The following is a 25,578-nucleotide window of genomic DNA, read 5'->3' as shown; positions in this document are numbered from 1 at the left end:
CAGCAAAGAACCTTGCAGAGGCGTTCGAGCATTATAACGAATGGCATCCGCATAGTGCGCTGGGTTATCGCTCGCCACGGGAATATCTGCGGCAGCGGGCTTGTAATGGGTTAAGTGATAACAGATGTCTGGAAATATAGGGGCAAATCCAATCCCCCAGAGAAGTCAGTGGGTTACGCAGAGAATCGTAACGGGATACCAGATCAAGAGCCTGTCCAATGTGCATAAAAAAATCCGGAAACAAGTGAGCGTTTCCGGATTCTTACACAGCCACTGGATCGGTCAACTGATCCTTAACTGATCGGCATTACCCAAAAGGCAGCGGGTTTTTTAATGATTCTTTTCCTCTCATGAGCAGACCAATAACTACGGCTCCGCAAGCGAATGAGGCAGCAAGGAAAACCAGTCGTGGTAAGAAGGCCCATGAATGCCAGGCGCCAAGGGCGGCGAGAAACTTCACATCACCATAGCCTAATCCTTCTTTATGTCGCAGTATGCGATACCCCCAGTAAATGACAGCGAATGTGCCGTAACCAACAATTGTCCCCCATAACGCATCGGCTAAACCATCAGGATGACAAACTTGATAGAACAAAAGACCTGACCAGAGTAACGGGCACGTAAATCTGTCAGGTAACAAGCCATGCTTTGCATCCCAGAAAAAAAGTAGGGCTGATAAACAAGCGTACAAAATCAGAAAGGGAAGGGTAGTGTCCATAAAACATCCTCTGTAATTGGAGTATCACCATCGAATAACTCCGGATGCTCAGCAACAGAGAGAGCGCTGATTTGTTAACCTGATTCCGGTGAAAAACGCTATCTTCACAACCTTACAAATTTCGTGGAATGCAGCTCGCAATCTGCGCGTTGCGATTAATTTCTACCCGATGCTTGCGTCAGGCTCAGATTTGCGTATAATGCGCGGGCTTGTCGTAGTTGACAGCAGGTTCAATCTGAACCTCAGTTAGCCGAATTTGGCTACCTAACAATGCTCCCAATCGGGGAGCTACGTAAGAACGGTTACACTCTCCCATCAATCGTAATGGGTCTGAGGAGTAATCATTTTCGTTTATAAAATAATTGGAGCTCTGGTCTCATGCAGAACCAAAGAATCCGTATCCGCCTGAAAGCGTTTGATCATCGTCTGATCGATCAAGCAACCGCGGAAATCGTCGAGACTGCCAAGCGCACTGGTGCGCAGGTCCGTGGTCCGATCCCGCTGCCGACACGCAAAGAGCGCTTCACTGTTCTGATCTCCCCGCACGTCAACAAAGACGCGCGCGATCAGTACGAAATCCGTACTCACTTGCGTCTGGTTGACATCGTTGAGCCAACCGAGAAAACCGTTGATGCTCTGATGCGTCTGGATCTGGCTGCCGGTGTAGACGTGCAGATCAGCCTGGGTTAATCAGGTCATTGAGCGATTGAGAGGTTGAAACAATGATTGGTTTAGTCGGTAAAAAAGTGGGTATGACCCGTATCTTCACAGAAGACGGCGTTTCTATCCCAGTAACCGTAATCGAAGTTGAAGCAAACCGCGTTACTCAGGTTAAAGACCTGGCTAACGATGGCTACCGTGCTATTCAGGTGACCACCGGTGCTAAAAAAGCTAACCGTGTGACCAAGCCTGAAGCTGGCCACTTCGCTAAAGCTGGCGTAGAAGCTGGCCGTGGTCTGTGGGAATTCCGCCTGGCTGAAGGCGAAGAGTTCACTGTAGGTCAGAGCATTAGCGTTGAACTGTTTGCTGACGTTAAAAAAGTTGACGTAACTGGCACCTCTAAAGGTAAAGGTTTCGCAGGTACCGTTAAGCGCTGGAACTTCCGTACCCAGGACGCTACTCACGGTAACTCCTTGTCTCACCGCGTTCCGGGTTCTATCGGTCAGAACCAGACTCCGGGCAAAGTGTTCAAAGGCAAGAAAATGGCAGGTCAGATGGGTAACGAACGTGTAACCGTTCAGAGCCTTGACGTAGTACGCGTTGACGCTGAGCGCAACCTGCTGCTGGTTAAAGGTGCTGTCCCGGGTGCAACCGGTAGCGACCTGATCGTTAAACCAGCTGTGAAGGCGTAAGGAGATAGCAATGGAATTAGTATTGAAAGACGCGCAGAGCGCGCTGACTGTTTCCGAAACTACCTTCGGTCGTGATTTCAACGAAGCGCTGGTTCACCAGGTTGTTGTTGCTTATGCAGCTGGTGCTCGTCAGGGTACTCGTGCTCAGAAGACTCGTGCTGAAGTAACTGGTTCCGGTAAAAAACCGTGGCGCCAGAAAGGCACCGGCCGTGCGCGTTCTGGTTCTATCAAGAGCCCGATCTGGCGTTCTGGTGGCGTGACCTTTGCTGCTCGTCCGCAGGACCACAGTCAAAAAGTTAACAAGAAGATGTACCGCGGCGCGCTGAAAAGCATCCTGTCCGAACTGGTACGTCAGGATCGTCTGATCGTTGTCGAGAAGTTCTCTGTAGAAGCGCCGAAAACTAAGCTGCTGGCACAGAAACTGAAAGACATGGCTCTGGAAGATGTGCTGATCATCACCGGTGAGCTGGACGAAAACCTGTTCCTGGCTGCGCGCAACCTGCACAAGGTTGACGTACGCGATGCAACTGGTATCGACCCGGTTAGCCTGATCGCCTTCGACAAAGTCGTAATGACTGCTGATGCTGTTAAGCAAGTTGAGGAGATGCTGGCATGATTCGTGAAGAACGTCTGCTGAAGGTGCTGCGTGCACCGCACGTTTCTGAAAAAGCGTCTACTGCGATGGAAAAATCCAACACCATCGTACTCAAAGTTGCTAAAGACGCGACCAAAGCAGAAATCAAAGCTGCTGTGCAGAAACTGTTTGAAGTCGAAGTCGAAGTCGTTAACACCCTGGTAGTTAAAGGGAAAGTTAAACGTCACGGACAGCGTATCGGTCGTCGTAGCGACTGGAAAAAAGCTTACGTCACCCTGAAAGAAGGCCAGAATCTGGACTTCGTTGGCGGCGCTGAGTAAGTCGGAGGAGTAATACAATGGCAGTTGTTAAATGTAAACCGACATCTCCGGGTCGTCGCCACGTAGTTAAAGTGGTTAACCCTGAGCTGCACAAGGGCAAACCTTTTGCTCCGTTGCTGGAAAAAAACAGCAAATCCGGTGGTCGTAACAACAATGGCCGTATCACCACTCGTCATATCGGTGGTGGCCACAAGCAGGCTTACCGTATTGTTGACTTCAAACGCAACAAAGACGGTATCCCGGCAGTTGTTGAACGTCTTGAGTACGATCCGAACCGTTCCGCGAACATCGCGCTGGTTCTGTACAAAGACGGTGAACGCCGTTACATCCTGGCCCCTAAAGGCCTGAAAGCTGGCGACCAGATTCAGTCTGGCGTTGATGCTGCAATCAAACCAGGTAACACCCTGCCGATGCGCAACATCCCGGTTGGTTCTACTGTTCATAACGTAGAAATGAAACCAGGTAAAGGCGGTCAGCTGGCACGTTCCGCTGGTACTTACGTTCAGATCGTTGCTCGTGATGGTGCTTATGTCACCCTGCGTCTGCGTTCTGGTGAAATGCGTAAAGTAGAAGCAGACTGCCGTGCAACTCTGGGCGAAGTTGGCAATGCTGAGCATATGCTGCGCGTTCTGGGTAAAGCAGGTGCTGCACGCTGGCGTGGTGTTCGTCCGACCGTTCGCGGTACCGCGATGAACCCGGTAGACCACCCACATGGTGGTGGTGAAGGTCGTAACTTTGGTAAGCACCCGGTAACTCCGTGGGGCGTTCAGACCAAAGGTAAGAAGACCCGCAGCAACAAGCGTACTGATAAATTCATCGTACGTCGCCGTAGCAAATAATTTTAGAGGATAAGCCATGCCACGTTCTCTCAAGAAAGGTCCTTTTATTGACCTGCACTTGCTGAAGAAGGTAGAGAAAGCGGTGGAAAGCGGAGACAAGAAGCCCCTGCGCACTTGGTCCCGTCGTTCAACGATCTTTCCTAACATGATCGGTTTGACCATCGCTGTCCATAATGGTCGTCAGCACGTTCCGGTATTTGTAACCGACGAAATGGTCGGTCACAAACTGGGTGAATTCGCACCGACTCGTACTTATCGCGGCCACGCTGCTGATAAAAAAGCGAAGAAGAAATAAGGTAGGAGGAAGAGATGGAAACTATCGCTAAACATCGCCATGCTCGTTCTTCTGCTCAGAAGGTTCGCCTTGTTGCTGACCTGATTCGCGGTAAGAAAGTGTCGCAGGCTCTGGATATTTTGACCTACACCAACAAGAAAGCGGCTGTACTGGTCAAGAAAGTTCTGGAATCTGCCATTGCTAACGCTGAACACAACGATGGCGCTGACATTGACGATCTGAAAGTTACGAAAATTTTCGTAGACGAAGGCCCGAGCATGAAGCGCATTATGCCGCGTGCAAAAGGTCGTGCAGATCGCATCCTGAAGCGCACCAGCCACATCACTGTGGTTGTGTCCGATCGCTGAGACTCTGGAGACTAGCAATGGGTCAGAAAGTACATCCTAATGGTATTCGCCTGGGTATTGTAAAACCATGGAACTCTACCTGGTTTGCGAACACCAAAGAATTCGCTGACAACCTGGACAGCGATTTTAAAGTACGTCAGTACCTGACTAAGGAACTGGCTAAAGCGTCCGTATCTCGTATCGTTATCGAGCGTCCGGCTAAGAGCATCCGTGTAACCATTCACACTGCTCGCCCGGGTATCGTTATCGGTAAAAAAGGTGAAGACGTAGAAAAACTGCGTAAGGTCGTAGCGGACATCGCTGGCGTTCCTGCACAGATCAACATCGCCGAAGTTCGTAAGCCTGAACTGGACGCAAAACTGGTTGCTGACAGCATCACTTCTCAGCTGGAACGTCGCGTTATGTTCCGTCGTGCTATGAAGCGTGCTGTACAGAACGCAATGCGTCTGGGCGCTAAAGGTATTAAAGTTGAAGTTAGCGGCCGTCTGGGCGGCGCGGAAATCGCACGTACCGAATGGTACCGCGAAGGTCGCGTACCGCTGCACACTCTGCGTGCTGACATCGACTACAACACCTCTGAAGCGCACACCACTTACGGTGTAATCGGCGTTAAAGTGTGGATCTTCAAAGGCGAGATCCTGGGTGGTATGGCTGCTGTTGAACAACCGGAAAAACCGGCTGCTCAGCCTAAAAAGCAGCAGCGTAAAGGCCGTAAATAAGGAGCGTCGCTGATGTTACAACCAAAGCGTACAAAATTCCGTAAAATGCACAAAGGCCGTAACCGCGGTCTGGCGCAGGGTACGGATGTTAGCTTCGGCAGCTTCGGTCTGAAAGCTGTTGGCCGTGGTCGTCTGACTGCCCGTCAGATCGAAGCAGCACGTCGTGCTATGACCCGTGCAGTTAAGCGTCAAGGTAAGATCTGGATCCGTGTGTTCCCGGACAAACCGATCACTGAAAAGCCGCTGGCAGTGCGTATGGGTAAAGGTAAAGGTAACGTGGAGTATTGGGTTGCCTTGATTCAGCCGGGTAAAGTCCTGTATGAAATGGACGGTGTTCCGGAAGAGCTGGCCCGTGAAGCATTCAAGCTGGCAGCAGCGAAACTGCCGATTAAAACCACCTTTGTAACTAAGACGGTGATGTAATGAAAGCAAAAGAGCTGCGTGAGAAGAGCGTTGAAGAGCTGAACACCGAGCTGCTGAACCTGCTGCGTGAGCAGTTCAACCTGCGTATGCAGGCTGCAAGTGGCCAGCTGCAACAGTCTCACCTGTTGAAGCAAGTGCGTCGCGATGTCGCACGCGTTAAGACTTTACTGAACGAGAAGGCTGGTGCGTAATGACCGATAAAATCCGTACTCTGCAAGGTCGCGTTGTTAGCGACAAAATGGAGAAATCCATTGTTGTTGCTATCGAACGTTTTGTGAAACACCCGATCTACGGTAAATTCATCAAGCGTACGACCAAACTGCACGTACATGACGAGAACAACGAATGCGGTATCGGTGACGTGGTTGAAATCCGCGAATGCCGTCCGCTGTCCAAGACTAAATCCTGGACGCTGGTTCGCGTTGTAGAGAAAGCGGTTCTGTAATACAGTACACTCTCTCGATACGAATAAACGCTCAGAAATGAGCCGTTTATTTTTTCTACCCATATCCTTGAAGCGGTGTTATAATGCCGCGCCCTCGATATGGGGATTTTTAACGACCTGATTTTCGGGTCTCAGTAGTAGTTGACATTAGCGGAGCACTAAAATGATCCAAGAACAGACTATGCTGAACGTCGCCGACAACTCCGGTGCACGTCGCGTAATGTGTATCAAGGTTCTGGGTGGCTCGCACCGTCGCTACGCAGGCGTAGGCGACATCATCAAGATCACCATCAAAGAAGCAATTCCGCGTGGTAAGGTCAAAAAAGGTGATGTGCTGAAGGCGGTAGTGGTGCGCACCAAGAAGGGTGTTCGTCGCCCGGACGGTTCTGTCATTCGCTTCGATGGTAATGCTTGTGTTCTTCTGAACAACAACAGCGAGCAGCCTATCGGTACGCGTATTTTTGGGCCGGTAACTCGTGAGCTTCGTAGTGAGAAGTTCATGAAAATTATCTCTCTGGCACCAGAAGTACTCTAAGGAGCGAATCATGGCAGCGAAAATCCGTCGTGATGACGAAGTTATCGTGTTAACCGGTAAAGATAAAGGTAAACGCGGTAAAGTTAAGAATGTCCTGTCTTCCGGCAAGGTCATTGTTGAAGGTATCAACCTGGTTAAGAAACATCAGAAGCCGTTCCGGCCCTGAACCAACCGGGTGGCATCGTTGAAAAAGAAGCCGCTATTCAGGTTTCCAACGTAGCAATCTTCAATGCGGCAACCGGCAAGGCTGACCGTGTAGGCTTTAGATTCGAAGACGGCAAAAAAGTCCGTTTCTTCAAGTCTAACAGCGAAACTATCAAGTAATTTGGAGTAGTACGATGGCGAAACTGCATGATTACTACAAAGACGAAGTAGTTAAAAAACTCATGACTGAGTTTAACTACAATTCTGTCATGCAAGTCCCTCGGGTCGAGAAGATCACCCTGAACATGGGTGTTGGTGAAGCGATCGCTGACAAAAAACTGCTGGATAACGCAGCAGCAGACCTGGCAGCAATCTCCGGTCAAAAACCGCTGATCACCAAAGCACGCAAATCTGTTGCAGGCTTCAAAATCCGTCAGGGCTATCCGATCGGCTGTAAAGTAACTCTGCGTGGCGAACGCATGTGGGAGTTCTTTGAGCGCCTGATCACTATTGCTGTACCTCGTATCCGTGACTTCCGTGGCCTGTCCGCTAAGTCTTTCGACGGTCGTGGTAACTACAGCATGGGTGTCCGTGAGCAGATCATCTTCCCAGAAATCGACTACGATAAAGTCGACCGCGTTCGTGGTTTGGATATTACCATTACCACTACTGCGAAATCTGACGAAGAAGGCCGCGCTCTGCTGGCTGCCTTTGACTTCCCGTTCCGCAAGTAAGGTAGGGTTACTAAATGGCTAAGCAATCAATGAAAGCACGCGAAGTAAAACGCGTAGCTTTAGCTGATAAATACTTCGCGAAACGCGCTGAACTGAAAGCGATCATCTCTGATGTGAACGCTTCCGACGAAGATCGTTGGAACGCTGTTCTCAAGCTGCAGACTCTGCCGCGTGATTCCAGCCCGTCTCGTCAGCGTAACCGCTGCCGTCAAACAGGTCGTCCGCATGGTTTCCTGCGGAAGTTCGGGTTGAGCCGTATTAAGGTCCGTGAAGCCGCTATGCGCGGTGAAATCCCGGGTCTGAAAAAGGCTAGCTGGTAATTGTCACCAATTGAATCACGGGAGTAAAGACAGATGAGCATGCAAGATCCGATCGCGGATATGCTGACCCGTATCCGTAACGGTCAGGCCGCGAACAAAGCTGCGGTCACCATGCCTTCCTCCAAGCTGAAAGTGGCAATCGCCAACGTGCTGAAGGAAGAAGGTTTTATTGAAGATTTTAAAGTTGAAGGCGACACCAAGCCTGAACTGGAACTTACTCTGAAGTATTTCCAGGGCAAAGCTGTTGTAGAAAGCATTCAGCGTGTCAGCCGCCCAGGTCTGCGCATCTATAAACGTAAAGATGAGCTGCCGAAAGTTATGGCGGGTCTGGGTATCGCAGTTGTTTCTACCTCTAAAGGTGTTATGACTGATCGTGCAGCGCGCCAGGCTGGTCTTGGTGGCGAAATTATCTGCTACGTAGCCTAATCGGAGGAAAAAATGTCTCGTGTTGCTAAAGCACCGGTCGTTGTTCCTGCCGGCGTTGACGTAAAAATCAACGGTCAGGTTATTACGATCAAAGGTAAAAACGGCGAGCTGACTCGTACTCTCAACGATGCTGTTGAAGTTAAACATGCAGATAATACCCTGACCTTCGGTCCGCGTGATGGTTACGCAGACGGTTGGGCACAGGCTGGTACCGCGCGTGCCCTGCTGAACTCAATGGTTATCGGTGTTACCGAAGGCTTCACTAAGAAGCTGCAGCTGGTTGGTGTAGGTTACCGTGCAGCGGTTAAAGGTAATGTGATTAACCTGTCTCTGGGTTTCTCTCATCCTGTTGACCATCAGCTGCCTGCGGGTATCACTGCTGAATGTCCGACTCAGACTGAAATCGTGCTGAAAGGCGCTGATAAGCAGGTGATCGGCCAGGTTGCAGCGGATCTGCGCGCCTACCGTCGTCCTGAGCCTTATAAAGGCAAGGGTGTTCGTTACGCCGACGAAGTCGTGCGTATCAAAGAGGCTAAGAAGAAGTAAGGTAACACTATGGATAAGAAATCTGCTCGTATCCGTCGTGCGACCCGCGCACGCCGCAAGCTCCAGGAGCTGGGCGCAACTCGCCTGGTGGTACATCGTACCCCGCGTCACATTTACGCACAGGTAATTGCACCGAACGGTTCTGAAGTTCTGGTAGCTGCTTCTACTGTAGAAAAAGCTATCGCTGAACAACTGAAGTACACCGGTAACAAAGACGCGGCTGCAGCTGTGGGTAAAGCTGTCGCTGAACGCGCTCTGGAAAAAGGCATCAAAGATGTATCCTTTGACCGTTCCGGGTTCCAATATCATGGTCGTGTCCAGGCACTGGCAGATGCTGCCCGTGAAGCTGGCCTTCAGTTCTAAGGTAGAGGTGTAAGATGGCTCACATCGAAAAACAAGCTGGCGAACTGCAGGAAAAGCTGATCGCGGTAAACCGCGTATCTAAAACCGTTAAAGGTGGTCGTATTTTCTCCTTCACAGCTCTGACTGTAGTTGGCGATGGTAACGGTCGCGTTGGTTTTGGTTACGGTAAAGCGCGTGAAGTTCCAGCAGCGATCCAGAAAGCGATGGAAAAAGCCCGTCGCAATATGATTAACGTCGCGCTGAATAACGGCACTCTGCAACACCCTGTTAAAGGTGTTCACACGGGTTCTCGCGTATTCATGCAGCCGGCTTCCGAAGGTACCGGTATCATCGCCGGTGGTGCAATGCGCGCCGTTCTGGAAGTCGCTGGGGTTCATAACGTTCTGGCTAAAGCATATGGTTCCACCAACCCGATCAACGTGGTTCGTGCAACTATTGATGGCCTGGAAAATATGAATTCTCCAGAAATGGTCGCTGCCAAGCGTGGTAAATCCGTTGAAGAAATTCTGGGGAAATAAACCATGGCAAAGACTATTAAAATTACTCAAACCCGCAGTGCAATCGGTCGTCTGCCGAAACACAAGGCAACGCTGCTTGGCCTGGGTCTGCGTCGTATTGGTCACACCGTAGAGCGCGAGGATACTCCTGCTATTCGCGGTATGATCAACGCGGTTTCCTTCATGGTTAAAGTTGAGGAGTAAGAGATGCGTTTAAATACTCTGTCTCCGGCCGAAGGCTCCAAAAAGGCGGGTAAACGCTTGGGTCGTGGTATCGGTTCTGGCCTCGGTAAAACCGGTGGTCGTGGTCACAAAGGTCAGAAGTCTCGTTCTGGCGGTGGCGTACGTCGCGGTTTCGAGGGGGGTCAGATGCCTCTGTACCGTCGTCTGCCGAAATTCGGCTTCACTTCTCGTAAAGCAGCGATTACAGCCGAAGTTCGTCTGTCTGACCTGGCTAAAGTAGAAGGCGGTGTTGTAGACCTGAACACGCTGAAAGCGGCTAACATTATCGGTATCCAGATCGAGTTCGCGAAAGTGATCCTGGCTGGCGAAGTAACGACTCCGGTAACTGTTCGTGGCCTGCGTGTTACTAAAGGCGCTCGTGCTGCTATCGAAGCTGCTGGCGGTAAAATCGAGGAATAAGTAGCAGATGGCTAAACAACCGGGATTAGATTTTCAAAGTGCCAAAGGTGGCTTAGGCGAGCTGAAACGCAGACTGCTGTTTGTTATCGGTGCGCTGATTGTGTTCCGTATTGGCTCTTTTATTCCGATCCCTGGTATTGATGCCGCTGTACTTGCCAAACTGCTTGAGCAACAGCGAGGCACCATCATTGAGATGTTTAACATGTTCTCTGGTGGTGCTCTCAGCCGTGCTTCTATCTTTGCTCTGGGGATCATGCCGTATATTTCGGCGTCGATCATTATCCAGCTGCTGACGGTGGTTCACCCAACGTTGGCGGAAATTAAGAAAGAAGGGGAGTCTGGTCGTCGTAAGATCAGCCAGTACACCCGCTACGGTACTCTGGTGCTGGCAATATTCCAGTCGATCGGTATTGCTACCGGTCTGCCGAATATGCCTGGTATGCAAGGCCTGGTGATTAACCCGGGCTTTGCATTCTACTTCACCGCTGTTGTAAGTCTGGTCACAGGAACGATGTTCCTGATGTGGTTGGGCGAACAGATCACTGAACGAGGTATCGGCAACGGTATTTCAATCATTATCTTCGCCGGTATTGTCGCGGGACTCCCGCCAGCCATTGCCCATACTATCGAGCAAGCGCGTCAAGGCGACCTGCACTTCCTCGTGTTGCTGTTGGTTGCAGTATTAGTATTTGCAGTGACGTTCTTTGTTGTATTTGTTGAGCGTGGTCAACGCCGCATTGTGGTAAACTACGCGAAACGTCAGCAAGGTCGTCGTGTCTATGCTGCACAGAGCACACATTTACCGCTGAAAGTGAATATGGCGGGGGTAATCCCGGCAATCTTCGCTTCCAGTATTATTCTGTTCCCGGCGACCATCGCGTCATGGTTCGGGGGCGGTACTGGTTGGAACTGGCTGACAACAATTTCGCTGTATTTGCAGCCTGGGCAACCGCTTTATGTGTTACTCTATGCGTCTGCAATCATCTTCTTCTGTTTCTTCTACACGGCGTTGGTTTTCAACCCGCGTGAAACAGCAGATAACCTGAAGAAGTCCGGTGCATTTGTACCAGGAATTCGTCCGGGAGAGCAAACGGCGAAGTATATCGATAAAGTAATGACCCGCCTGACCCTGGTTGGTGCGCTGTATATTACCTTTATCTGCCTGATCCCGGAGTTCATGCGTGATGCAATGAAAGTACCGTTCTACTTCGGTGGGACCTCACTGCTTATCGTTGTTGTCGTGATTATGGACTTTATGGCTCAAGTGCAAACTCTGATGATGTCCAGTCAGTATGAGTCTGCATTGAAGAAGGCGAACCTGAAAGGCTACGGCCGATAATTGGTCGCCCGAGAAGTTACGGAGAGTAAAAATGAAAGTTCGTGCTTCCGTCAAGAAATTATGCCGTAACTGCAAAATCGTTAAGCGTGATGGTGTCATCCGTGTGATTTGCAGTGCCGAGCCGAAGCATAAACAGCGCCAAGGCTGATTTTTTCGCATATTTTTCTTGCAAAGTTGGGTTGAGCTGGCTAGATTAGCCAGCCAATCTTTTGTATGTCTGTGCGTTTCCATTTGAGTATCCTGAAAACGGGCTTTTCAGCATGGAACGTACATATTAAATAGTAGGAGTGCATAGTGGCCCGTATAGCAGGCATTAACATTCCTGATCATAAGCATGCCGTAATCGCATTAACTTCGATTTATGGCGTCGGCAAGACCCGTTCTAAAGCCATCCTGGCTGCAGCGGGTATCGCTGAAGATGTTAAGATCAGTGAGCTGTCTGAAGGACAAATCGATACGCTGCGTGACGAAGTTGCCAAATTTGTCGTTGAAGGTGATCTGCGCCGTGAAATCAGCATGAGCATCAAGCGCCTGATGGATCTTGGTTGCTATCGCGGCTTGCGTCATCGTCGTGGTCTCCCGGTTCGCGGTCAGCGTACCAAGACCAACGCACGTACCCGTAAGGGTCCGCGCAAACCGATCAAGAAATAATCGGGGTGATTGAATAATGGCAAAGGCACCAATTCGTGCACGTAAACGTGTAAGAAAACAAGTCTCTGACGGCGTGGCTCATATCCATGCTTCTTTCAACAACACCATCGTGACTATCACTGATCGTCAGGGTAACGCGTTGGGTTGGGCAACAGCCGGTGGTTCCGGTTTCCGTGGTTCTCGCAAATCCACTCCGTTTGCAGCTCAGGTTGCAGCAGAGCGTTGCGCTGACGCCGTGAAAGAATACGGCATCAAGAATCTGGAAGTTATGGTTAAAGGTCCGGGTCCAGGCCGCGAATCTACTATTCGTGCTCTGAACGCCGCAGGTTTCCGCATCACTAACATTACTGATGTGACTCCGATCCCTCATAACGGTTGTCGTCCGCCGAAAAAACGTCGCGTATAACGCCTCGTTTTCCAGGTTTGTTGGAGAAAGAAAATGGCAAGATATTTGGGTCCTAAGCTCAAGCTGAGCCGTCGTGAGGGCACCGACTTATTCCTTAAGTCTGGCGTTCGCGCGATCGATACCAAGTGTAAAATTGAACAAGCTCCTGGCCAGCACGGTGCGCGTAAACCGCGTCTGTCTGACTATGGTGTGCAGTTGCGTGAAAAGCAAAAAGTTCGCCGTATCTATGGTGTGCTGGAGCGTCAGTTCCGTAACTACTACAAAGAAGCAGCACGTCTGAAAGGCAACACCGGTGAAAACCTGTTGGCTCTGCTGGAAGGTCGTCTGGACAACGTTGTATACCGTATGGGCTTCGGTGCCACTCGTGCAGAAGCACGTCAGCTGGTTAGCCATAAAGCAATTATGGTAAACGGTCGTGTTGTTAACATCGCTTCTTATCAGGTTAGTCCGAATGACGTTGTAAGCATTCGTGAGAAAGCGAAGAAGCAGTCTCGCGTGAAAGCCGCTCTGGAGCTGGCTGAGCAGCGTGAAAAGCCAACTTGGCTGGAAGTTGATGCTGGCAAGATGGAAGGTACGTTTAAGCGTAAGCCGGAGCGTTCTGATCTGTCTGCGGACATTAACGAACACCTGATCGTCGAGCTTTACTCCAAGTAAAGCTTAGTACCAAAGAGAGGACACAATGCAGGGTTCTGTGACAGAGTTTCTAAAACCGCGCCTGGTTGATATCGAGCAAGTGAGTTCGACGCACGCCAAGGTGACCCTTGAGCCTTTAGAGCGTGGCTTTGGCCATACTCTGGGTAACGCACTGCGCCGTATTCTGCTCTCATCGATGCCGGGTTGCGCGGTGACCGAGGTTGAGATTGATGGTGTACTACATGAGTACAGCACCAAAGAAGGCGTTCAGGAAGATATCCTGGAAATCCTGCTCAACCTGAAAGGGCTGGCGGTGAGAGTTCAGGGCAAAGATGAAGTTATTCTTACCTTGAATAAATCTGGCATTGGCCCTGTGACTGCAGCCGATATCACCCACGACGGTGATGTCGAAATCGTCAAGCCGCAGCACGTGATCTGCCACCTGACCGATGAGAACGCGTCTATTAGCATGCGTATCAAAGTTCAGCGCGGTCGTGGTTATGTGCCGGCTTCTACCCGAATTCATTCGGAAGAAGATGAGCGCCCAATCGGCCGTCTGCTGGTCGACGCATGCTACAGCCCTGTGGAGCGTATTGCCTACAATGTTGAAGCAGCGCGTGTAGAACAGCGTACCGACCTGGACAAGCTGGTCATCGAAATGGAAACCAACGGCACAATCGATCCTGAAGAGGCGATTCGTCGTGCGGCAACCATTCTGGCTGAACAACTGGAAGCTTTCGTTGACTTACGTGATGTACGTCAGCCTGAAGTGAAAGAAGAGAAACCAGAGTTCGATCCGATCCTGCTGCGCCCTGTTGACGATCTGGAATTGACTGTCCGCTCTGCTAACTGCCTTAAAGCAGAAGCTATCCACTATATCGGTGATCTGGTACAACGTACCGAGGTTGAGCTCCTTAAAACGCCTAACCTTGGTAAAAAATCTCTTACTGAGATTAAAGACGTGCTGGCTTCCCGTGGACTGTCTCTGGGCATGCGCCTGGAAAACTGGCCACCGGCAAGCATCGCTGACGAGTAACCGGATCACAGGTTAAGGTTTTACTGAGAAGGATAAGGTCATGCGCCATCGTAAGAGTGGTCGTCAACTGAACCGCAACAGCAGCCATCGCCAGGCTATGTTCCGCAATATGGCAGGTTCACTGGTTCGTCATGAAATCATCAAGACGACTCTGCCTAAAGCGAAAGAGCTGCGCCGCGTAGTTGAGCCGCTGATTACTCTTGCCAAGACTGATAGCGTTGCTAATCGTCGTCTGGCATTCGCCCGTACTCGTGATAACGAGATCGTGGCAAAACTGTTTAACGAACTGGGCCCGCGTTTCGCGAGCCGTGCCGGTGGTTACACTCGTATTCTGAAGTGTGGCTTCCGTGCAGGCGACAACGCGCCGATGGCTTACATCGAGCTGGTTGATCGTTCAGAGAAAGCAGAAGCTGCTGCAGAGTAATCTGAAGCAACGTAAAAAAACCCGCCCCGGCGGGTTTTTTTATACCCGTAGCATCCCCACTTATCTACAATAGCTGTACTCTTTTTGTTCATCCCCTGGAGTATTTATGTGGTTACTTGACCAGTGGGCAGAGCGTCATATAGCAGAAGCGCAAGCGAAAGGTGAGTTTGATAATCTGGCAGGTAGCGGCGAACCATTGATACTGGATGATGATTCTCATGTGCCACCGGAATTACGTGCGGGGTATCGCTTGCTGAAGAATGCTGGTTGCTTACCGCCAGAACTTGAGCAGCGGAGGGAAGCAATTCAGCTTCTGGATATCCTGAGAGGTATCCGTCACGATGATCCGCAATATCAAGAGGTTAGCCGTCGATTGTCATTACTGGAATTGAAGCTGCGACAAGCTGGATTTAGTACCGATTTTTTACGCGGCGATTATGCTGACAAGTTGTTGGACAAAATCAACGATAACTAGTGGAGTATGTATGTATCGCATTGGTGAGCTGGCAAAAATGGCGGAAGTAACACCTGACACGATTCGTTATTACGAAAAACAGCAGATGATGGAGCATGAAGTGCGTACTGAAGGCGGGTTTCGCCTGTATACCGAAAGCGATCTCCAGCGATTGAAATTTATCCGCCATGCCAGACAACTAGGTTTCAGTCTGGAGTCGATCCGCGAGTTGCTGTCGATCCGCATCGATCCTGAACACCATACCTGTCAGGAGTCAAAAGGCATTGTGCAGGAAAGATTGCAGGAAGTCGAAGCACGGATAGCCGAGTTGCAGAGTATGCAGCGTTCCTTGCAACGCCTTAACGATGCCTGTTGTGGGACCGCCCATAGCAGTGTTTATTGTTCGATTCTTGAAGCTCTTGAACAAGGGGCGAGTGGCGTTAAGAGTGGCTGTTGATTTTTTGCACTGGCAGGATTACACTCGCGCCGTAAAATAACCAATTGGAGTTTTTATGAGCCGATATCAGCATACTAAAGGGCAGATAAGGGATAATGCGATAGAAGCATTACTACATGATCCCTTATTCCGACAGCGCGTAGAGAAAAATAAGAAGGGGAAAGGCAGTTACATGCGAAAAGGAAAACATGGCAATCGGGGGAACTGGGAGGCCAGTGGCAAGAAAGTAAATCACTTTTTTACCACTGGTCTTCTGCTTTCAGGCGCTTGTTAAGAGCGGTTATTCTGCTCTTTCAGCAAATCACGAATTTCTGCCAGTAATACTTCTTCTTTAGTTGGTGCAGGTGCGGCAGCTGGTTCTTCTTTTTTCCGATTCAGTTTGTTGATTAGCTTAATCGCCATAAAGATGGCAAAGGCCACAATCAGAAAATCAAAGACGTTTTGAATGAAGACACCGTAATGCATCACAACAGCAGGGATATCCCCCTGCGCATCGCGTAGCGTGACAGCAAACTGTTTAAAGTCGATCCCGCCAATTAATAAGCCCAGAGGTGGCATGATGATATCGGCAACCAGTGAAGATACAATCTTCCCGAATGCCGCACCGATAATGACACCCACCGCCAAATCCACCACGTTCCCGCGCATCGCAAATTCGCGAAATTCTTTAATAATGCTCATGTTATTCTCCCTATGAAGCCGACAACCATAAGTCTAACAAATGTTAAGCCATTTTCCTGCCAGGAATGAATTTAATTAATCCTTGATAATCAAAGGGAAATAATAAGGCGTCATTAGACGCCTTATTAATTACAAGAAGAAAGGGCTTGGCTGGAAGAGTCTTTCGACGTCGGTAATAAACTTTTTATCTGTGAGGAACATAATTACGTGATCGCCTTGCTCAATGCGCAGATTGTCATTGGCAATCATCACGTCGTTTCCACGTACCACCGCTCCAATAATCGTTCCTGGCGGTAGCTTGATTTCGTCAATGACTCTGCCGACAACGCGTGAGGTGCTTTCATCACCGTGAGCAACGGCTTCAATAGCTTCTGCTACGCCGCGGCGCAATGAGGAAACACCAACAATATCTGCTTTTCGCACATGGCTAAGCAACGCAGAAATAGTTGCTTGTTGTGGTGAAATTGCAATATCGATCACGCTCCCCTGAACCAGATCCACATAAGCGCGACGCTGGATCAATACCATCACCTTTTTCGCACCCATACGTTTGGCAAGCATGGCGGACATGATATTGGCCTCGTCATCGTTGGTGACGGCAATAAACAGATCAACTTGATCGATATGTTCTTCGGCCAGCAGTTCTTGATCCGACGCATCACCAAAAAAGACGATCGTATTCTGCAACTTTTCCGCCAGTTCGGCAGCGCGCTGCTGATTACGTTCGATGAGTTTAACGCTGTAATCTTTTTCCAGACGACGCGCCAGCCCTGCACCGATATTACCGCCACCAACCAGCATGATCCGCTTATACGGTTTTTCCAGTCGCTGTAATTCACTCATCACCGCGCGGATATGCTGTGAAGCGGCAATAAAGAACACTTCATCACCAGCTTCAACAATGGTCGAACCTTGTGGACGAATGGGGCGATCGTGGCGGAAAATTGCTGCCACACGAGTATCGATATGTGGCATATGTTCGCGCATGGTCGAAAGTGCATTACCAATCAGCGGGCCGCCATAATAGGCTTTAACTACAGCGAGGCTGACTTTACCCTCAGCGAAGTTCACCACCTGCAATGCGCCTGGATACTCAATCAGTCGGTAAATATTATCGATAACCAACTGCTCTGGTGCGATCAGATGATCAATCGGTACAGCATCTGAATGAAATAGCTTATCGGCATCGCGTACGTAGTCTGGTGAGCGGATGCGAGCGATGCGATTAGGGGTGTTGAAAAGTGAGTAGGCTACCTGGCAGGCAACCATATTGGTTTCATCTGAACTGGTTACAGCAACCAGCATATCGGCGTCGTCGGCACCTGCCTCCCGCAATACGCGTGGATGAGAGCCATGCCCCTGCACGACTCGCAGGTCAAATTTATCCTGCAAGGTCCGCAGACGCTCACCGTTGGTATCGACAACAGTAATATCGTTGTTCTCGCCAACCAGGTTTTCCGCCAGTGTGCCGCCAACCTGGCCGGCACCCAGAATGATAATTTTCATCAGTCTCGACCCGTTATCTCATCACTTTTTGATTAGCTTAGCGTAAAAGAAGCCGTCGCCCTCTTCGGCACCAGGCAGATTTTGTTTACCCGGTTGCTCTGGTGTTCCTGTTTCGCAAAGTTCGGCATCAGCGGTACGTTGCAAAAAAGCTTTAATCTGCAGGCTATTCTCTTCCGGTAACACCGAACAGGTGGCATAGACCAGGGTTCCACCGGATTTTAAATGCGGCCAAATGGCGTCGAGAATTTCAGACTGCAATTGCGCGAGTTCCGGGATATCGCGATCGCGACGTAACCATTTAATATCCGGATGGCGACGAATCACCCCCGTTGCTGAACAAGGCGCATCTAATAAAATGCGATCAAACTGTTGCTCGCCACACCATTGGGAAGGGTAACGGCCATCACCTTGTTTCACGGTTGCCTTCATACCAAGGCGTTTTAAATTGTCGTAAACGCGAGAGAGGCGCTGTTCGTCAATATCAACCGCAACAACCTGCGCTTCTGGTGCCACCTCAAGGATATGCGTTGTTTTACCGCCGGGGGCGGCACAAAGATCCAGAATGTGTTCACCGTTTTGTGGCGCAAGCCAGGTCATGCAACCTTGTGCTGATGCATCCTGAACGGTAACCCATCCGTCTTCAAAACCAGGTAGCGCATGAACAGGTGCAGGTGTTTCCAGACGTACAGCATCAGGGTAATCCGCATGCGGGAAACCTTTCATTCCTGCTTCATCCAGCAATGCAAGCCAGCTGTCGCGGGAATGATGCGTACGATTAACGCGCAGCCACATTGGCGGACGCTGGTTATTGGCTTCGACGATGGATTGCCACTGCTCTGGATACGCTTTTTGCAGACGCTTCAGCAACCAGGAAGGATGCAGATAACGTGCATCACTGGCATTAAACTTGGCTAATAACTCTTCTTGCTGACGCTGGAACTGGCGTAATACACCGTTAATCAACCCTTTAAGTTGCGGACGCTTAATTGCGATAGCGCCTTCAACCGTTTCAGCCAGCGCAGCATGAGGTGGAATGCGGGTATAAAGCAGTTGATACAAACCAACCATAATCAGGTAATGCACAGTGCGCTGTTTGCCGGTCATCGGACGGGCCATTAACTTATTAATCAGCCAGTCTAACTGCGAAAGCGTACGCAGTACGCCAAAGCACAACTCTTGAAGAAGTGCTTTGTCTTTATCAGAAACTTTTTGCTGGAGCGGTGGCAGAATGTTGCTTAATGATTGCCCTTGCTCGACGACTTGTTCAACGGCCTGGGCCGCCATGCTACGTAAATTACGTTGTTTTTTCATAAGTATAAAAATGCCCGGTAAGACCGGGCTTAGAAGAGTGGACTATCAGGCCAGACGGTTGCCCGGAACAAACCATTCCCGACGAGAATTCAGGAGGTCTTGCGCGCTCATCGCTTTCTTACCCGCAGGTTGTAACGAGAGCAGATTCAGGATTCCATCACCAGTTGCAACCTGAATGCCTTGTTTGTTGGCTTCAAGGATCGTTCCTGGTGCAGCGTTGGTTGCCGTATCAATGACCGACGCTTTCCAGACTTTAACCGGCTGTCTTTCAATTTCCAGCCAGCTCATTGGCCATGGATTGAAAGCGCGAATGTAGCGTTCAAGCTGTGCTGCCGAAAGTGACCAGTCAATACGCGCTTCTTCTTTACTCAACTTTTCGGCGTAAGTGACAAGAGTTTCGTCCTGAACTTCTGGTTTCGCCGTGCCGTCTGCCAGTTGTTTCAACGTGGTGATAAGCCCTTGTGGGCCAAGCTCTGCCAGCTTGTCGTACAGCGTACCACTGGTATCTTCTGCAGTAATCGGGCAGGAGAGCTTATAGAGCATGTCACCGGTGTCTAAACCGACATCCATTTGCATAATGGTCACACCAGTTTCTGCATCACCCGCCCATAGTGAGCGTTGGATTGGTGCAGCACCGCGCCAGCGTGGCAGCAGTGAACCATGAACGTTGATACAGCCAAGACGCGGCATCTCCAGCACTGCTTTAGGCAGAATTAAGCCATAGGCGACGACGACCATAACATCAGCCTGCAGATCGGCGACCAGTTGCTGGTTTTCTTGTGGACGCAGGGAAACAGGTTGAAAAACGGGCAGACCTTTTTCCTCAGCCAGAACTTTAACCGGGCTGGGCATCAGTTTTTTACCGCGTCCTGCCGGTCGGTCTGGCTGGGTGAACACGCCAACGACGTTATGACCAGAAGACAACAGCGCGTCGAGATGACGCGCTGCAAAGTCAGGTGTACCCGCAAAAATAATACGTAGTGATTCTGACACGTTAGTTCTTATCCTTAAGCCCGGGCTTTCAGACGATCCAGTTTTTCAACTTTCTGACGAATACGTTGTTGTTTCAACGGTGACAGATAATCCATAAACAGTTTGCCGACCAGGTGATCCATCTCATGCTGAATACAGATGGCTAACAGACCGTCTGCTTCCAATTCAAATGGTTTACCGTCGCGGTCCAGGGCGCGAATTTTAACTTTCTCTGCGCGTGGCACTAAAGCACGTTGTTCAGGGATCGACAGGCAACCTTCTTCAATGCCTGTTTCGCCGCTTTTTTCTAAAAGCTCCGGATTGATTAACACCAGCCGTTCGTCACGGTTTTCCGAAACATCAATAACAATGATACGTTGATGGATATCAACCTGGGTTGCCGCCAGGCCAATACCTTCTTCTGCGTACATCGTCTCGAACATATCATCGACGATACGCTGAATTTCTGCATTCACTTCTTCTACCGGTTTAGCAACTTTGCGAAGCCGCTCGTCCGGAATATGTAACACTTGCAAAACTGACATAAATCTCCAGAGATGTGTTCAGGAGTTAGAAAGATTATTTCTTCTATTCTAGACAAATCCCCCTCTGATTGACAGCATCACTGACCAATCGCAAAGATTGCTAAGGCTGCTTATGGCAGGGAGATAAGGATGGTCGATACAGATATTTGGCTGCGTTTAATGAGCATCAGCAGCTTGTACGGCGATGATATGGTCCGTATAGCTCACTGGCTGGCAAAACAGTCGCATATTGATGCGGTTGTATTGCAGCAAACAGGGCTTACATTGCGGCAGGCACAACGCTTTCTTTCATTTCCGCGAAAGAGTATCGAAAGCTCACTTTGTTGGTTGGAGCAACCCAACCATCATTTAATCCCTGCGGACAGCGAATTTTATCCTCCTCAACTTCTGGCGACGACAGATTACCCCGGCGCACTGTTTGTTGAAGGAGAACTGTACGCGCTGCATTCATTTCAGCTTGCCGTAGTGGGGAGTCGGGCGCATTCATGGTATGGCGAGCGATGGGGACGATTATTTTGCGAAACTCTGGCCACGCGTGGAGTGACAATTACGAGTGGACTGGCGCGTGGAATCGATGGTGTGGCGCATAAAGCGGCCTTACAGGTAAATGGCGTCAGCATTGCTGTATTGGGGAACGGACTTAATACCATTCATCCGCGCCGCCATGCCCGACTGGCTACCAGTTTGCTTGAACATGGTGGGGCACTTGTCTCGGAATTTCCCCTCGATGTTTCACCCCTTGCTTACAATTTCCCACGAAGAAATCGCATTATCAGTGGTCTAAGTAAAGGTGTACTGGTGGTGGAAGCGGCTTTGCGCAGTGGTTCGTTGGTGACAGCACGTTGTGCGCTTGAGCAGGGGCGTGAAGTTTTTGCCTTGCCAGGACCAATAGGGAATCCGGGAAGCGAAGGGCCTCACTGGTTAATAAAACAAGGTGCGATTCTTGTGACGGAACCGGAAGAAATTCTGGAAAACTTGCAATTTGGATTGCACTGGTTGCCAGACGCCCCTGAAAATTCATTTTATTCACCAGATCAGCAAGACGTGGCATTGCCATTTCCTGAGCTCCTGGCTAACGTAGGAGATGAGGTAACACCTGTTGACGTCGTCGCTGAACGTGCCGGCCAACCTGTGCCAGAGGTAGTTACTCAACTACTCGAACTGGAGTTAGCAGGATGGATCGCAGCTGTACCCGGCGGCTATGTCCGATTGAGGAGGGCATGCCATGTTCGACGTACTAATGTATTTGTTTGAAACCTATATTCACACAGAAGCTGAGTTGCGTGTGGATCAAGACAAACTTGAACAGGATCTTACCGACGCAGGATTTGATCGAGAAGATATCTACAATGCCCTGCTTTGGCTGGAAAAGCTTGCGGATTATCAGGAAGGACTGACAGAACCGATGCAACTGGCCTCTGATCCACTCTCCATGCGTATTTATACCCCTGAGGAGTGTGAAAGACTGGATGCCAGCTGTCGTGGTTTTCTGCTTTTCCTTGAGCAAATTCAGGTGCTTAACCTTGAAATCCGTGAAATGGTGATAGAGCGAGTGCTCGCGCTGGATACCGCAGAGTTCGACCTGGAAGACCTGAAATGGGTAATCCTGATGGTGTTGTTCAATATTCCGGGCTGCGAAAATGCGTACCAGCAAATGGAAGAATTACTCTTTGAAGTGAATGAAGGTATGCTGCATTAATCATTTCTTTAATTCAGCATAAGTTGTTATGGCGAAATCAGCACTGTTCACGGTGCGTAATAATGAGTCCTGCCCAAAGTGCGGGGCTGAACTGGTTATTCGATCCGGGAAACACGGTCCGTTTCTTGGATGCTCACAGTATCCGGCGTGTGACTACGTCCGTCCTCTGAAATCTTCAGCGGATGGACATATTGTCAAAGTTCTGGAGGGGCAGGTTTGCCCTGCATGTGGCGCAAATCTGGTATTACGCCAGGGACGCTTTGGTATGTTTATTGGTTGCAGTAACTACCCTGAATGCGAACATACCGAACTTATCGATAAACCGGACGAAACAGCAATTACATGCCCCCAATGTCGGACGGGCCATCTGGTCCAGCGCCGCTCCCGTTATGGCAAAACATTTCACTCCTGTGATCGCTACCCGGAGTGTCAATTTGCCATTAACTTCAAACCCATAGCTGGAGAATGCCCTGAGTGTCATTATCCACTACTCATCGAAAAGAAAACCGCGCAGGGTGTAAAACACTTTTGTGCCAGTAAACAATGTGGAAAGCCGGTTTCGGCGGAATAATAACGTGAATAATAACCTGCAAGGAGACGCTATCGCAGCTGCGATAGATGTCCTCAATGAAGAACGTGTCATCGCCTATCCAACGGAAGCCGTTTTCGGTGTTGGGTGCGATCCTGATAGCGAAACAGCAGTGATGAGACTGTTGGAGTTAAAACAGCGTCCGGTTGATAAGGGGCTGATTTTAATCGCGGCAAATTACGAGCAGCTTAAACCCTATATTGATGACACCATGCTGACTGATGCGCAGCGTGAAACCATTTTTTCCCGCTGGCCAGGTCCTGTCACCTTTGTCTTTCCCGCGCCTGCGACAACACCGCGCTGGTTGACGGGCCGCTTTGATTCGCTTGCTGTACGAGTCACCGACCATCCGTTGGTGGTTGCTTTGTGCCAGGCTTATGGTAAACCGCTGGTTTCTACCAGTGCCAACTTGAGTGGATTGCCACCTTGTCGAACAGTAGACGAAGTTCGCGCACAATTTGGCGCGGCGTTCCCGGTTGTGCTTGGTGAAACGGGGGGGCGTTTAAATCCTTCAGAAATCCGCGATGCCCTGACGGGTGAACTGTTTCGACAGGGGTAACATAATGGAAACCTATGCTGTTTTTGGTAATCCGATAGCCCACAGCAAATCGCCATTCATTCATCAGCAATTTGCTCAGCAACTGAATATTGAACATCCCTATGGGCGCGTGTTGGCACCCATCAATGATTTCATCAACACACTGAACGCTTTCTTTAGTGCTGGTGGTAAAGGTGCGAATGTGACGGTACCTTTTAAAGAAGAGGCTTTTGCCAGAGCGGATGAGCTTACTGAACGGGCAGCGTTGGCTGGTGCTGTTAATACCCTCAAGCGGTTAGAAGATGGACGCTTGCAGGGTGACAATACCGATGGTATAGGTTTGTTAAGCGATCTGGAACGTCTGTCTTTTATCCGTCCGGGTTTACGTATTCTGCTTATCGGCGCTGGTGGAGCATCTCGCGGCGTACTACTACCACTCCTTTCCCTGGACTGTGCGGTGACAATCACTAATCGGACGGTATCCCGTGCGGAAGAGTTGGCTAAATTGTTTGCGCACACTGGCAGTATTCAGGCGTTGGGTATGGACGAACTGGAAGGTCATGAGTTTGATCTCATTATTAATGCAACATCCAGTGGCATCAGTGGTGATATTCCGGCGATCCCGTCATCGCTCATTCATCTAGGCATTTATTGCTATGACATGTTCTATCAGAAAGGAAAAACTCCTTTTCTGGCATGGTGTGAGCAGCGAGGCTCAAAGCGTAATGCTGATGGTTTAGGAATGCTGGTGGCACAGGCGGCTCATGCCTTTCTTCTCTGGCACGGTGTTCTGCCTGACGTAGAACCAGTTATAAAGCAATTGCAGGAGGAATTGTCCGCGTGAATCAGGCCATCCAGTTTCCGGACAGGGAAGAGTGGGACGAGAATAAAAAATGTGTATGTTTTCCCGCTCTCGTGAATGGTATGCAACTGACATGCGCGATCTCTGGCGAGAGTCTGGCGTATCGCTTTACTGGAGATACGCCAGAACAGTGGTTAGCGAGTTTTCGTCAGCATCGCTGGGACCTGGAAGAAGAAGCGGAAAACTTAATTCAGGAACAAAGTGAAGATGATCAAGGCTGGGTCTGGTTACCCTGATCCAGATATTCGTCCTTCCATTTCACGTAATTATTCGCGGAATAGCGTAACCCAGCCTTCTCTTCATCACTTAACGGGCGGATCTGTTTGACGGGGCTACCGAGATACAGATATCCGCTCTCCAGCCGTTTATTTTGTGGGACCAGACTACCCGCACCAATCATCACATCATCTTCTACTATTGCGCCATCAAGTAAAATTGAGCCCATCCCAACCAAAACTCGATTGCCAATGGTGCAGCCGTGGAGCATCACCTTGTGACCAACAGTGACATCTTCGCCAATGGTTAATGGGTTGCCATCTGGGTTGTACGAGGATTTATGAGTGACATGCAACATACTGCCATCCTGGATATTGGTGCGTGCTCCGATCTGTACATAATGTACATCTCCACGAATCACAACGAGCGGCCAGATCCCCACATCATCAGCCAGACGAACGCCACCAATCACGACACTGCTATCGTCGATCATTACGCGCTGACCGATTTGTGGAAAAAGATCGCGGTATGGGCGTAAAACATCAGACATACTTACCTCAGCAATAAATGATTTACTAATGACTTTGGGGGCATTATTGGCCTTGTGCAAGTCTTTTAGTATGCAAAAAAGCACCGTTTTGTGTGCGATTGCAGCAAAAAGGGTGAAAAAACAACAAACAGAAAAAAAGATCAAAAAAATACTTGTGCAAAATATTGGGATCCCTATAATGCGCCTCCGTTAAAACGACAACGTGAAACACTTCACAGGATGGTCGGAACAACGAAGAGAAAAAATCCTGAAATTCAGGGTTGACTCTGAAAGAGGAAAGCGTAATATACGCCACCTCGCGACAGTGAGCTGAAAGCCGCGTCGCAACTGCTCTTTAACAATTTATCAGACAATCTGTGTGGGCACTCGAAGATACGGATTCTTAACGTCGCAAGACGAAAAATGAATACCAAGTCTCAAGAGTGAGCACGTAATTCATTACGAAGTTT

44 protein-coding genes and 2 pseudogenes are annotated in these 25,578 nt (G+C 49.7%); 38 read left to right on the top strand and 8 right to left on the bottom strand.

Annotated features, from left to right (window positions below):
• On the top strand, positions 1–140 hold a 140-nt coding region (locus tag BHE85_RS19160; RefSeq protein WP_139062283.1), incomplete at its 5' end, for an integrase core domain-containing protein.
• On the opposite strand, the pseudogene BHE85_RS27755 reads toward BHE85_RS19160, so the two are convergent.
• A pseudogene (locus BHE85_RS27755) lies at positions 86–244 on the bottom strand (IS4 family transposase); the annotation flags it as partial. The gene BHE85_RS19160 and the pseudogene BHE85_RS27755 overlap by 55 nt on opposite strands.
• 63 nt (positions 245–307) lie before the next feature.
• Positions 308–718: a prepilin peptidase gene (locus BHE85_RS19155; RefSeq protein WP_000381750.1), complete on the bottom strand. Its 411-nt coding sequence runs from the start codon at positions 716–718 to the stop codon at positions 308–310.
• 378 nt (positions 719–1,096) lie between these two features.
• On the opposite strand from BHE85_RS19155, the gene rpsJ reads away from it, so the two are divergent.
• From rpsJ to arfA, 31 genes and pseudogenes are all read left to right on the top strand, one after another.
• The gene (rpsJ, locus tag BHE85_RS19145) at positions 1,097–1,408 is read left to right on the top strand and encodes a 30S ribosomal protein S10 (RefSeq protein ID WP_001181004.1); all 312 of its coding nucleotides are present in this window, start codon (positions 1,097–1,099) and stop codon (positions 1,406–1,408) included.
• A 32-nt stretch (positions 1,409–1,440) separates the two neighbouring features.
• The gene (rplC, locus tag BHE85_RS19140; protein ID WP_000579833.1) at positions 1,441–2,070 is read left to right on the top strand and encodes a 50S ribosomal protein L3; all 630 of its coding nucleotides are present in this window, start codon (positions 1,441–1,443) and stop codon (positions 2,068–2,070) included.
• A gap of 10 nt (positions 2,071–2,080) precedes the next feature.
• The gene (gene rplD, locus BHE85_RS19135; protein ID WP_000424395.1) at positions 2,081–2,686 is read left to right on the top strand and encodes a 50S ribosomal protein L4; all 606 of its coding nucleotides are present in this window, start codon (positions 2,081–2,083) and stop codon (positions 2,684–2,686) included.
• A complete protein-coding gene (rplW, locus tag BHE85_RS19130; protein ID WP_000617544.1) occupies positions 2,683–2,985 on the top strand; it encodes a 50S ribosomal protein L23 in 303 nt (100 codons plus the stop codon). Before rplD ends, rplW begins: the two co-directional genes overlap by 4 nt.
• A 17-nt stretch (positions 2,986–3,002) precedes the next feature.
• A complete protein-coding gene (gene rplB / locus BHE85_RS19125; protein ID WP_000301864.1) occupies positions 3,003–3,824 on the top strand; it encodes a 50S ribosomal protein L2 in 822 nt (273 codons plus the stop codon).
• 16 nt (positions 3,825–3,840) lie between these two features.
• Positions 3,841–4,119: a 30S ribosomal protein S19 gene (gene rpsS, locus BHE85_RS19120; protein WP_001138117.1), complete on the top strand. Its 279-nt coding sequence runs from the start codon at positions 3,841–3,843 to the stop codon at positions 4,117–4,119.
• A gap of 14 nt (positions 4,120–4,133) precedes the next feature.
• Positions 4,134–4,466 (top strand): 50S ribosomal protein L22, encoded by a 333-nt coding sequence (gene rplV, locus BHE85_RS19115; protein ID WP_000447529.1) that lies wholly within the window; start codon positions 4,134–4,136, stop codon positions 4,464–4,466.
• 17 nt (positions 4,467–4,483) lie between these two features.
• Positions 4,484–5,185, top strand: coding sequence for a 30S ribosomal protein S3 (rpsC, locus tag BHE85_RS19110; RefSeq protein WP_000529945.1), 702 nt, complete (start codon positions 4,484–4,486; stop codon positions 5,183–5,185).
• A gap of 12 nt (positions 5,186–5,197) precedes the next feature.
• Entirely contained in the window at positions 5,198–5,608 is a 411-nt protein-coding gene (rplP, locus tag BHE85_RS19105) for a 50S ribosomal protein L16 (RefSeq protein WP_000941212.1), read from the top strand.
• A complete protein-coding gene (rpmC, locus tag BHE85_RS19100; RefSeq protein ID WP_000644741.1) occupies positions 5,608–5,799 on the top strand; it encodes a 50S ribosomal protein L29 in 192 nt (63 codons plus the stop codon). The genes rplP and rpmC overlap by 1 nt, the downstream gene beginning before the upstream one ends.
• Positions 5,799–6,053, top strand: a complete 255-nt coding sequence (gene rpsQ / locus BHE85_RS19095) for a 30S ribosomal protein S17 (protein ID WP_000130100.1) — start codon at positions 5,799–5,801, stop codon at positions 6,051–6,053. Before rpmC ends, rpsQ begins: the two co-directional genes overlap by 1 nt.
• A 163-nt stretch (positions 6,054–6,216) precedes the next feature.
• Complete coding sequence (gene rplN / locus BHE85_RS19090) at positions 6,217–6,588, top strand: 50S ribosomal protein L14 (RefSeq protein ID WP_000613955.1); 372 nt, start codon at positions 6,217–6,219, stop codon at positions 6,586–6,588.
• 10 nt (positions 6,589–6,598) lie between these two features.
• Positions 6,599–6,912: pseudogene (gene rplX, locus BHE85_RS19085) on the top strand (50S ribosomal protein L24).
• A 14-nt stretch (positions 6,913–6,926) separates the two neighbouring features.
• Positions 6,927–7,466 carry a 50S ribosomal protein L5 gene (gene rplE, locus BHE85_RS19080; RefSeq protein ID WP_001096200.1) on the top strand — a complete coding sequence of 180 codons (540 nt, stop codon included), beginning with the start codon at positions 6,927–6,929 and terminating at the stop codon, positions 7,464–7,466.
• A 14-nt stretch (positions 7,467–7,480) separates the two neighbouring features.
• Positions 7,481–7,786 carry a 30S ribosomal protein S14 gene (gene rpsN, locus BHE85_RS19075; protein ID WP_001118930.1) on the top strand — a complete coding sequence of 102 codons (306 nt, stop codon included), beginning with the start codon at positions 7,481–7,483 and terminating at the stop codon, positions 7,784–7,786.
• A gap of 33 nt (positions 7,787–7,819) precedes the next feature.
• Positions 7,820–8,212: a 30S ribosomal protein S8 gene (gene rpsH, locus BHE85_RS19070; RefSeq protein WP_000062611.1), complete on the top strand. Its 393-nt coding sequence runs from the start codon at positions 7,820–7,822 to the stop codon at positions 8,210–8,212.
• Positions 8,213–8,224: 12 nt separating this feature from the next.
• On the top strand, positions 8,225–8,758 hold the full coding sequence (gene rplF, locus BHE85_RS19065) for a 50S ribosomal protein L6 (protein WP_000091944.1): 534 nt from the start codon (positions 8,225–8,227) through the stop codon (positions 8,756–8,758).
• A gap of 9 nt (positions 8,759–8,767) precedes the next feature.
• Complete coding sequence (gene rplR / locus BHE85_RS19060; protein ID WP_000358960.1) at positions 8,768–9,121, top strand: 50S ribosomal protein L18; 354 nt, start codon at positions 8,768–8,770, stop codon at positions 9,119–9,121.
• Positions 9,122–9,135: 14 nt separating this feature from the next.
• Positions 9,136–9,639 (top strand): 30S ribosomal protein S5, encoded by a 504-nt coding sequence (gene rpsE / locus BHE85_RS19055; protein WP_000940121.1) that lies wholly within the window; start codon positions 9,136–9,138, stop codon positions 9,637–9,639.
• A 3-nt stretch (positions 9,640–9,642) separates the two neighbouring features.
• Positions 9,643–9,822, top strand: coding sequence for a 50S ribosomal protein L30 (rpmD, locus tag BHE85_RS19050; protein ID WP_001140433.1), 180 nt, complete (start codon positions 9,643–9,645; stop codon positions 9,820–9,822).
• A gap of 3 nt (positions 9,823–9,825) precedes the next feature.
• Positions 9,826–10,260 carry a 50S ribosomal protein L15 gene (gene rplO / locus BHE85_RS19045; RefSeq protein WP_001238917.1) on the top strand — a complete coding sequence of 145 codons (435 nt, stop codon included), beginning with the start codon at positions 9,826–9,828 and terminating at the stop codon, positions 10,258–10,260.
• 7 nt (positions 10,261–10,267) lie between these two features.
• Positions 10,268–11,599, top strand: coding sequence for a preprotein translocase subunit SecY (gene secY, locus BHE85_RS19040; protein ID WP_001118861.1), 1,332 nt, complete (start codon positions 10,268–10,270; stop codon positions 11,597–11,599).
• Positions 11,600–11,630: 31 nt separating this feature from the next.
• Positions 11,631–11,747, top strand: a complete 117-nt coding sequence (rpmJ, locus tag BHE85_RS19035) for a 50S ribosomal protein L36 (protein ID WP_000868187.1) — start codon at positions 11,631–11,633, stop codon at positions 11,745–11,747.
• A gap of 146 nt (positions 11,748–11,893) precedes the next feature.
• Positions 11,894–12,250 (top strand): 30S ribosomal protein S13, encoded by a 357-nt coding sequence (gene rpsM / locus BHE85_RS19030; protein ID WP_000090775.1) that lies wholly within the window; start codon positions 11,894–11,896, stop codon positions 12,248–12,250.
• Positions 12,251–12,266: 16 nt separating this feature from the next.
• On the top strand, positions 12,267–12,656 hold the full coding sequence (gene rpsK / locus BHE85_RS19025) for a 30S ribosomal protein S11 (protein ID WP_001029684.1): 390 nt from the start codon (positions 12,267–12,269) through the stop codon (positions 12,654–12,656).
• Between the two features lie 33 nt (positions 12,657–12,689).
• The gene (gene rpsD, locus BHE85_RS19020) at positions 12,690–13,310 is read left to right on the top strand and encodes a 30S ribosomal protein S4 (RefSeq protein ID WP_000135224.1); all 621 of its coding nucleotides are present in this window, start codon (positions 12,690–12,692) and stop codon (positions 13,308–13,310) included.
• 25 nt (positions 13,311–13,335) lie between these two features.
• Positions 13,336–14,325, top strand: coding sequence for a DNA-directed RNA polymerase subunit alpha (locus BHE85_RS19015; protein WP_001162094.1), 990 nt, complete (start codon positions 13,336–13,338; stop codon positions 14,323–14,325).
• Positions 14,326–14,365: 40 nt separating this feature from the next.
• Positions 14,366–14,749 (top strand): 50S ribosomal protein L17, encoded by a 384-nt coding sequence (gene rplQ / locus BHE85_RS19010; protein ID WP_001216368.1) that lies wholly within the window; start codon positions 14,366–14,368, stop codon positions 14,747–14,749.
• Positions 14,750–14,855: 106 nt separating this feature from the next.
• Positions 14,856–15,224 carry a DnaJ family domain-containing protein gene (locus tag BHE85_RS19005; protein WP_000266491.1) on the top strand — a complete coding sequence of 123 codons (369 nt, stop codon included), beginning with the start codon at positions 14,856–14,858 and terminating at the stop codon, positions 15,222–15,224.
• Positions 15,225–15,234: 10 nt separating this feature from the next.
• Complete coding sequence (gene zntR / locus BHE85_RS19000; RefSeq protein WP_000285607.1) at positions 15,235–15,660, top strand: Zn(2+)-responsive transcriptional regulator; 426 nt, start codon at positions 15,235–15,237, stop codon at positions 15,658–15,660.
• 55 nt (positions 15,661–15,715) lie between these two features.
• Positions 15,716–15,934 carry an alternative ribosome-rescue factor ArfA gene (gene arfA, locus BHE85_RS18995; RefSeq protein WP_000092709.1) on the top strand — a complete coding sequence of 73 codons (219 nt, stop codon included), beginning with the start codon at positions 15,716–15,718 and terminating at the stop codon, positions 15,932–15,934.
• Here arfA and mscL read toward each other — a convergent pair.
• The 5 genes from mscL to def form a co-directional block, all read right to left on the bottom strand.
• Positions 15,931–16,341: a large-conductance mechanosensitive channel protein MscL gene (gene mscL, locus BHE85_RS18990; protein WP_000022439.1), complete on the bottom strand. Its 411-nt coding sequence runs from the start codon at positions 16,339–16,341 to the stop codon at positions 15,931–15,933. The genes arfA and mscL overlap by 4 nt on opposite strands.
• Positions 16,342–16,470: 129 nt before the next feature.
• Positions 16,471–17,847, bottom strand: a complete 1,377-nt coding sequence (gene trkA, locus BHE85_RS18985) for a Trk system potassium transporter TrkA (RefSeq protein ID WP_000691382.1) — start codon at positions 17,845–17,847, stop codon at positions 16,471–16,473.
• A gap of 21 nt (positions 17,848–17,868) precedes the next feature.
• Positions 17,869–19,158, bottom strand: coding sequence for a 16S rRNA (cytosine(967)-C(5))-methyltransferase RsmB (gene rsmB / locus BHE85_RS18980; RefSeq protein WP_000744784.1), 1,290 nt, complete (start codon positions 19,156–19,158; stop codon positions 17,869–17,871).
• 45 nt (positions 19,159–19,203) lie between these two features.
• The gene (gene fmt / locus BHE85_RS18975; RefSeq protein ID WP_000004462.1) at positions 19,204–20,151 is read right to left on the bottom strand and encodes a methionyl-tRNA formyltransferase; all 948 of its coding nucleotides are present in this window, start codon (positions 20,149–20,151) and stop codon (positions 19,204–19,206) included.
• Positions 20,152–20,165: 14 nt separating this feature from the next.
• Positions 20,166–20,675: a peptide deformylase gene (def, locus tag BHE85_RS18970; RefSeq protein ID WP_000114984.1), complete on the bottom strand. Its 510-nt coding sequence runs from the start codon at positions 20,673–20,675 to the stop codon at positions 20,166–20,168.
• Positions 20,676–20,804: 129 nt separating this feature from the next.
• Between def and dprA the strand changes: the two genes are divergently transcribed.
• Genes dprA through BHE85_RS18940 form a run of 6 tightly spaced genes read left to right on the top strand, consistent with a single transcriptional unit; the run spans position 20,805 to position 24,599 of the window.
• Positions 20,805–21,929 (top strand): DNA-protecting protein DprA, encoded by a 1,125-nt coding sequence (dprA, locus tag BHE85_RS18965; RefSeq protein WP_000228506.1) that lies wholly within the window; start codon positions 20,805–20,807, stop codon positions 21,927–21,929.
• Positions 21,901–22,374 (top strand): DUF494 family protein Smg, encoded by a 474-nt coding sequence (gene smg / locus BHE85_RS18960; protein WP_000460675.1) that lies wholly within the window; start codon positions 21,901–21,903, stop codon positions 22,372–22,374. Before dprA ends, smg begins: the two co-directional genes overlap by 29 nt.
• Before the next feature lie 28 nt (positions 22,375–22,402).
• The gene (locus tag BHE85_RS18955) at positions 22,403–22,945 is read left to right on the top strand and encodes a DNA topoisomerase family protein (protein WP_001129723.1); all 543 of its coding nucleotides are present in this window, start codon (positions 22,403–22,405) and stop codon (positions 22,943–22,945) included.
• A 4-nt stretch (positions 22,946–22,949) separates the two neighbouring features.
• Positions 22,950–23,522, top strand: coding sequence for an L-threonylcarbamoyladenylate synthase type 1 TsaC (gene tsaC, locus BHE85_RS18950; protein ID WP_004986893.1), 573 nt, complete (start codon positions 22,950–22,952; stop codon positions 23,520–23,522).
• A 4-nt stretch (positions 23,523–23,526) separates the two neighbouring features.
• Positions 23,527–24,345 (top strand): shikimate dehydrogenase, encoded by an 819-nt coding sequence (aroE, locus tag BHE85_RS18945; protein WP_000451236.1) that lies wholly within the window; start codon positions 23,527–23,529, stop codon positions 24,343–24,345.
• Positions 24,342–24,599 (top strand): DUF1488 family protein, encoded by a 258-nt coding sequence (locus tag BHE85_RS18940; RefSeq protein WP_001070563.1) that lies wholly within the window; start codon positions 24,342–24,344, stop codon positions 24,597–24,599. The genes aroE and BHE85_RS18940 overlap by 4 nt, the downstream gene beginning before the upstream one ends.
• On the opposite strand, the gene BHE85_RS18935 is transcribed toward BHE85_RS18940, so the two are convergent.
• Positions 24,575–25,129: a gamma carbonic anhydrase family protein gene (locus BHE85_RS18935; protein ID WP_001286227.1), complete on the bottom strand. Its 555-nt coding sequence runs from the start codon at positions 25,127–25,129 to the stop codon at positions 24,575–24,577. The two genes, BHE85_RS18940 and BHE85_RS18935, sit on opposite strands and share 25 nt — an antisense overlap.
• Positions 25,130–25,578: the final 449 nt, after the last annotated feature.

The organism is Shigella sp. FC1567 (genome assembly GCF_001743015.1).
Taxonomy (GTDB): Bacteria; Pseudomonadota; Gammaproteobacteria; order Enterobacterales; family Enterobacteriaceae; genus Escherichia; species Escherichia coli.
Note: the sequence above shows the minus strand (reverse complement) of the source record. Positions and strands in the feature narration are given on the sequence as shown.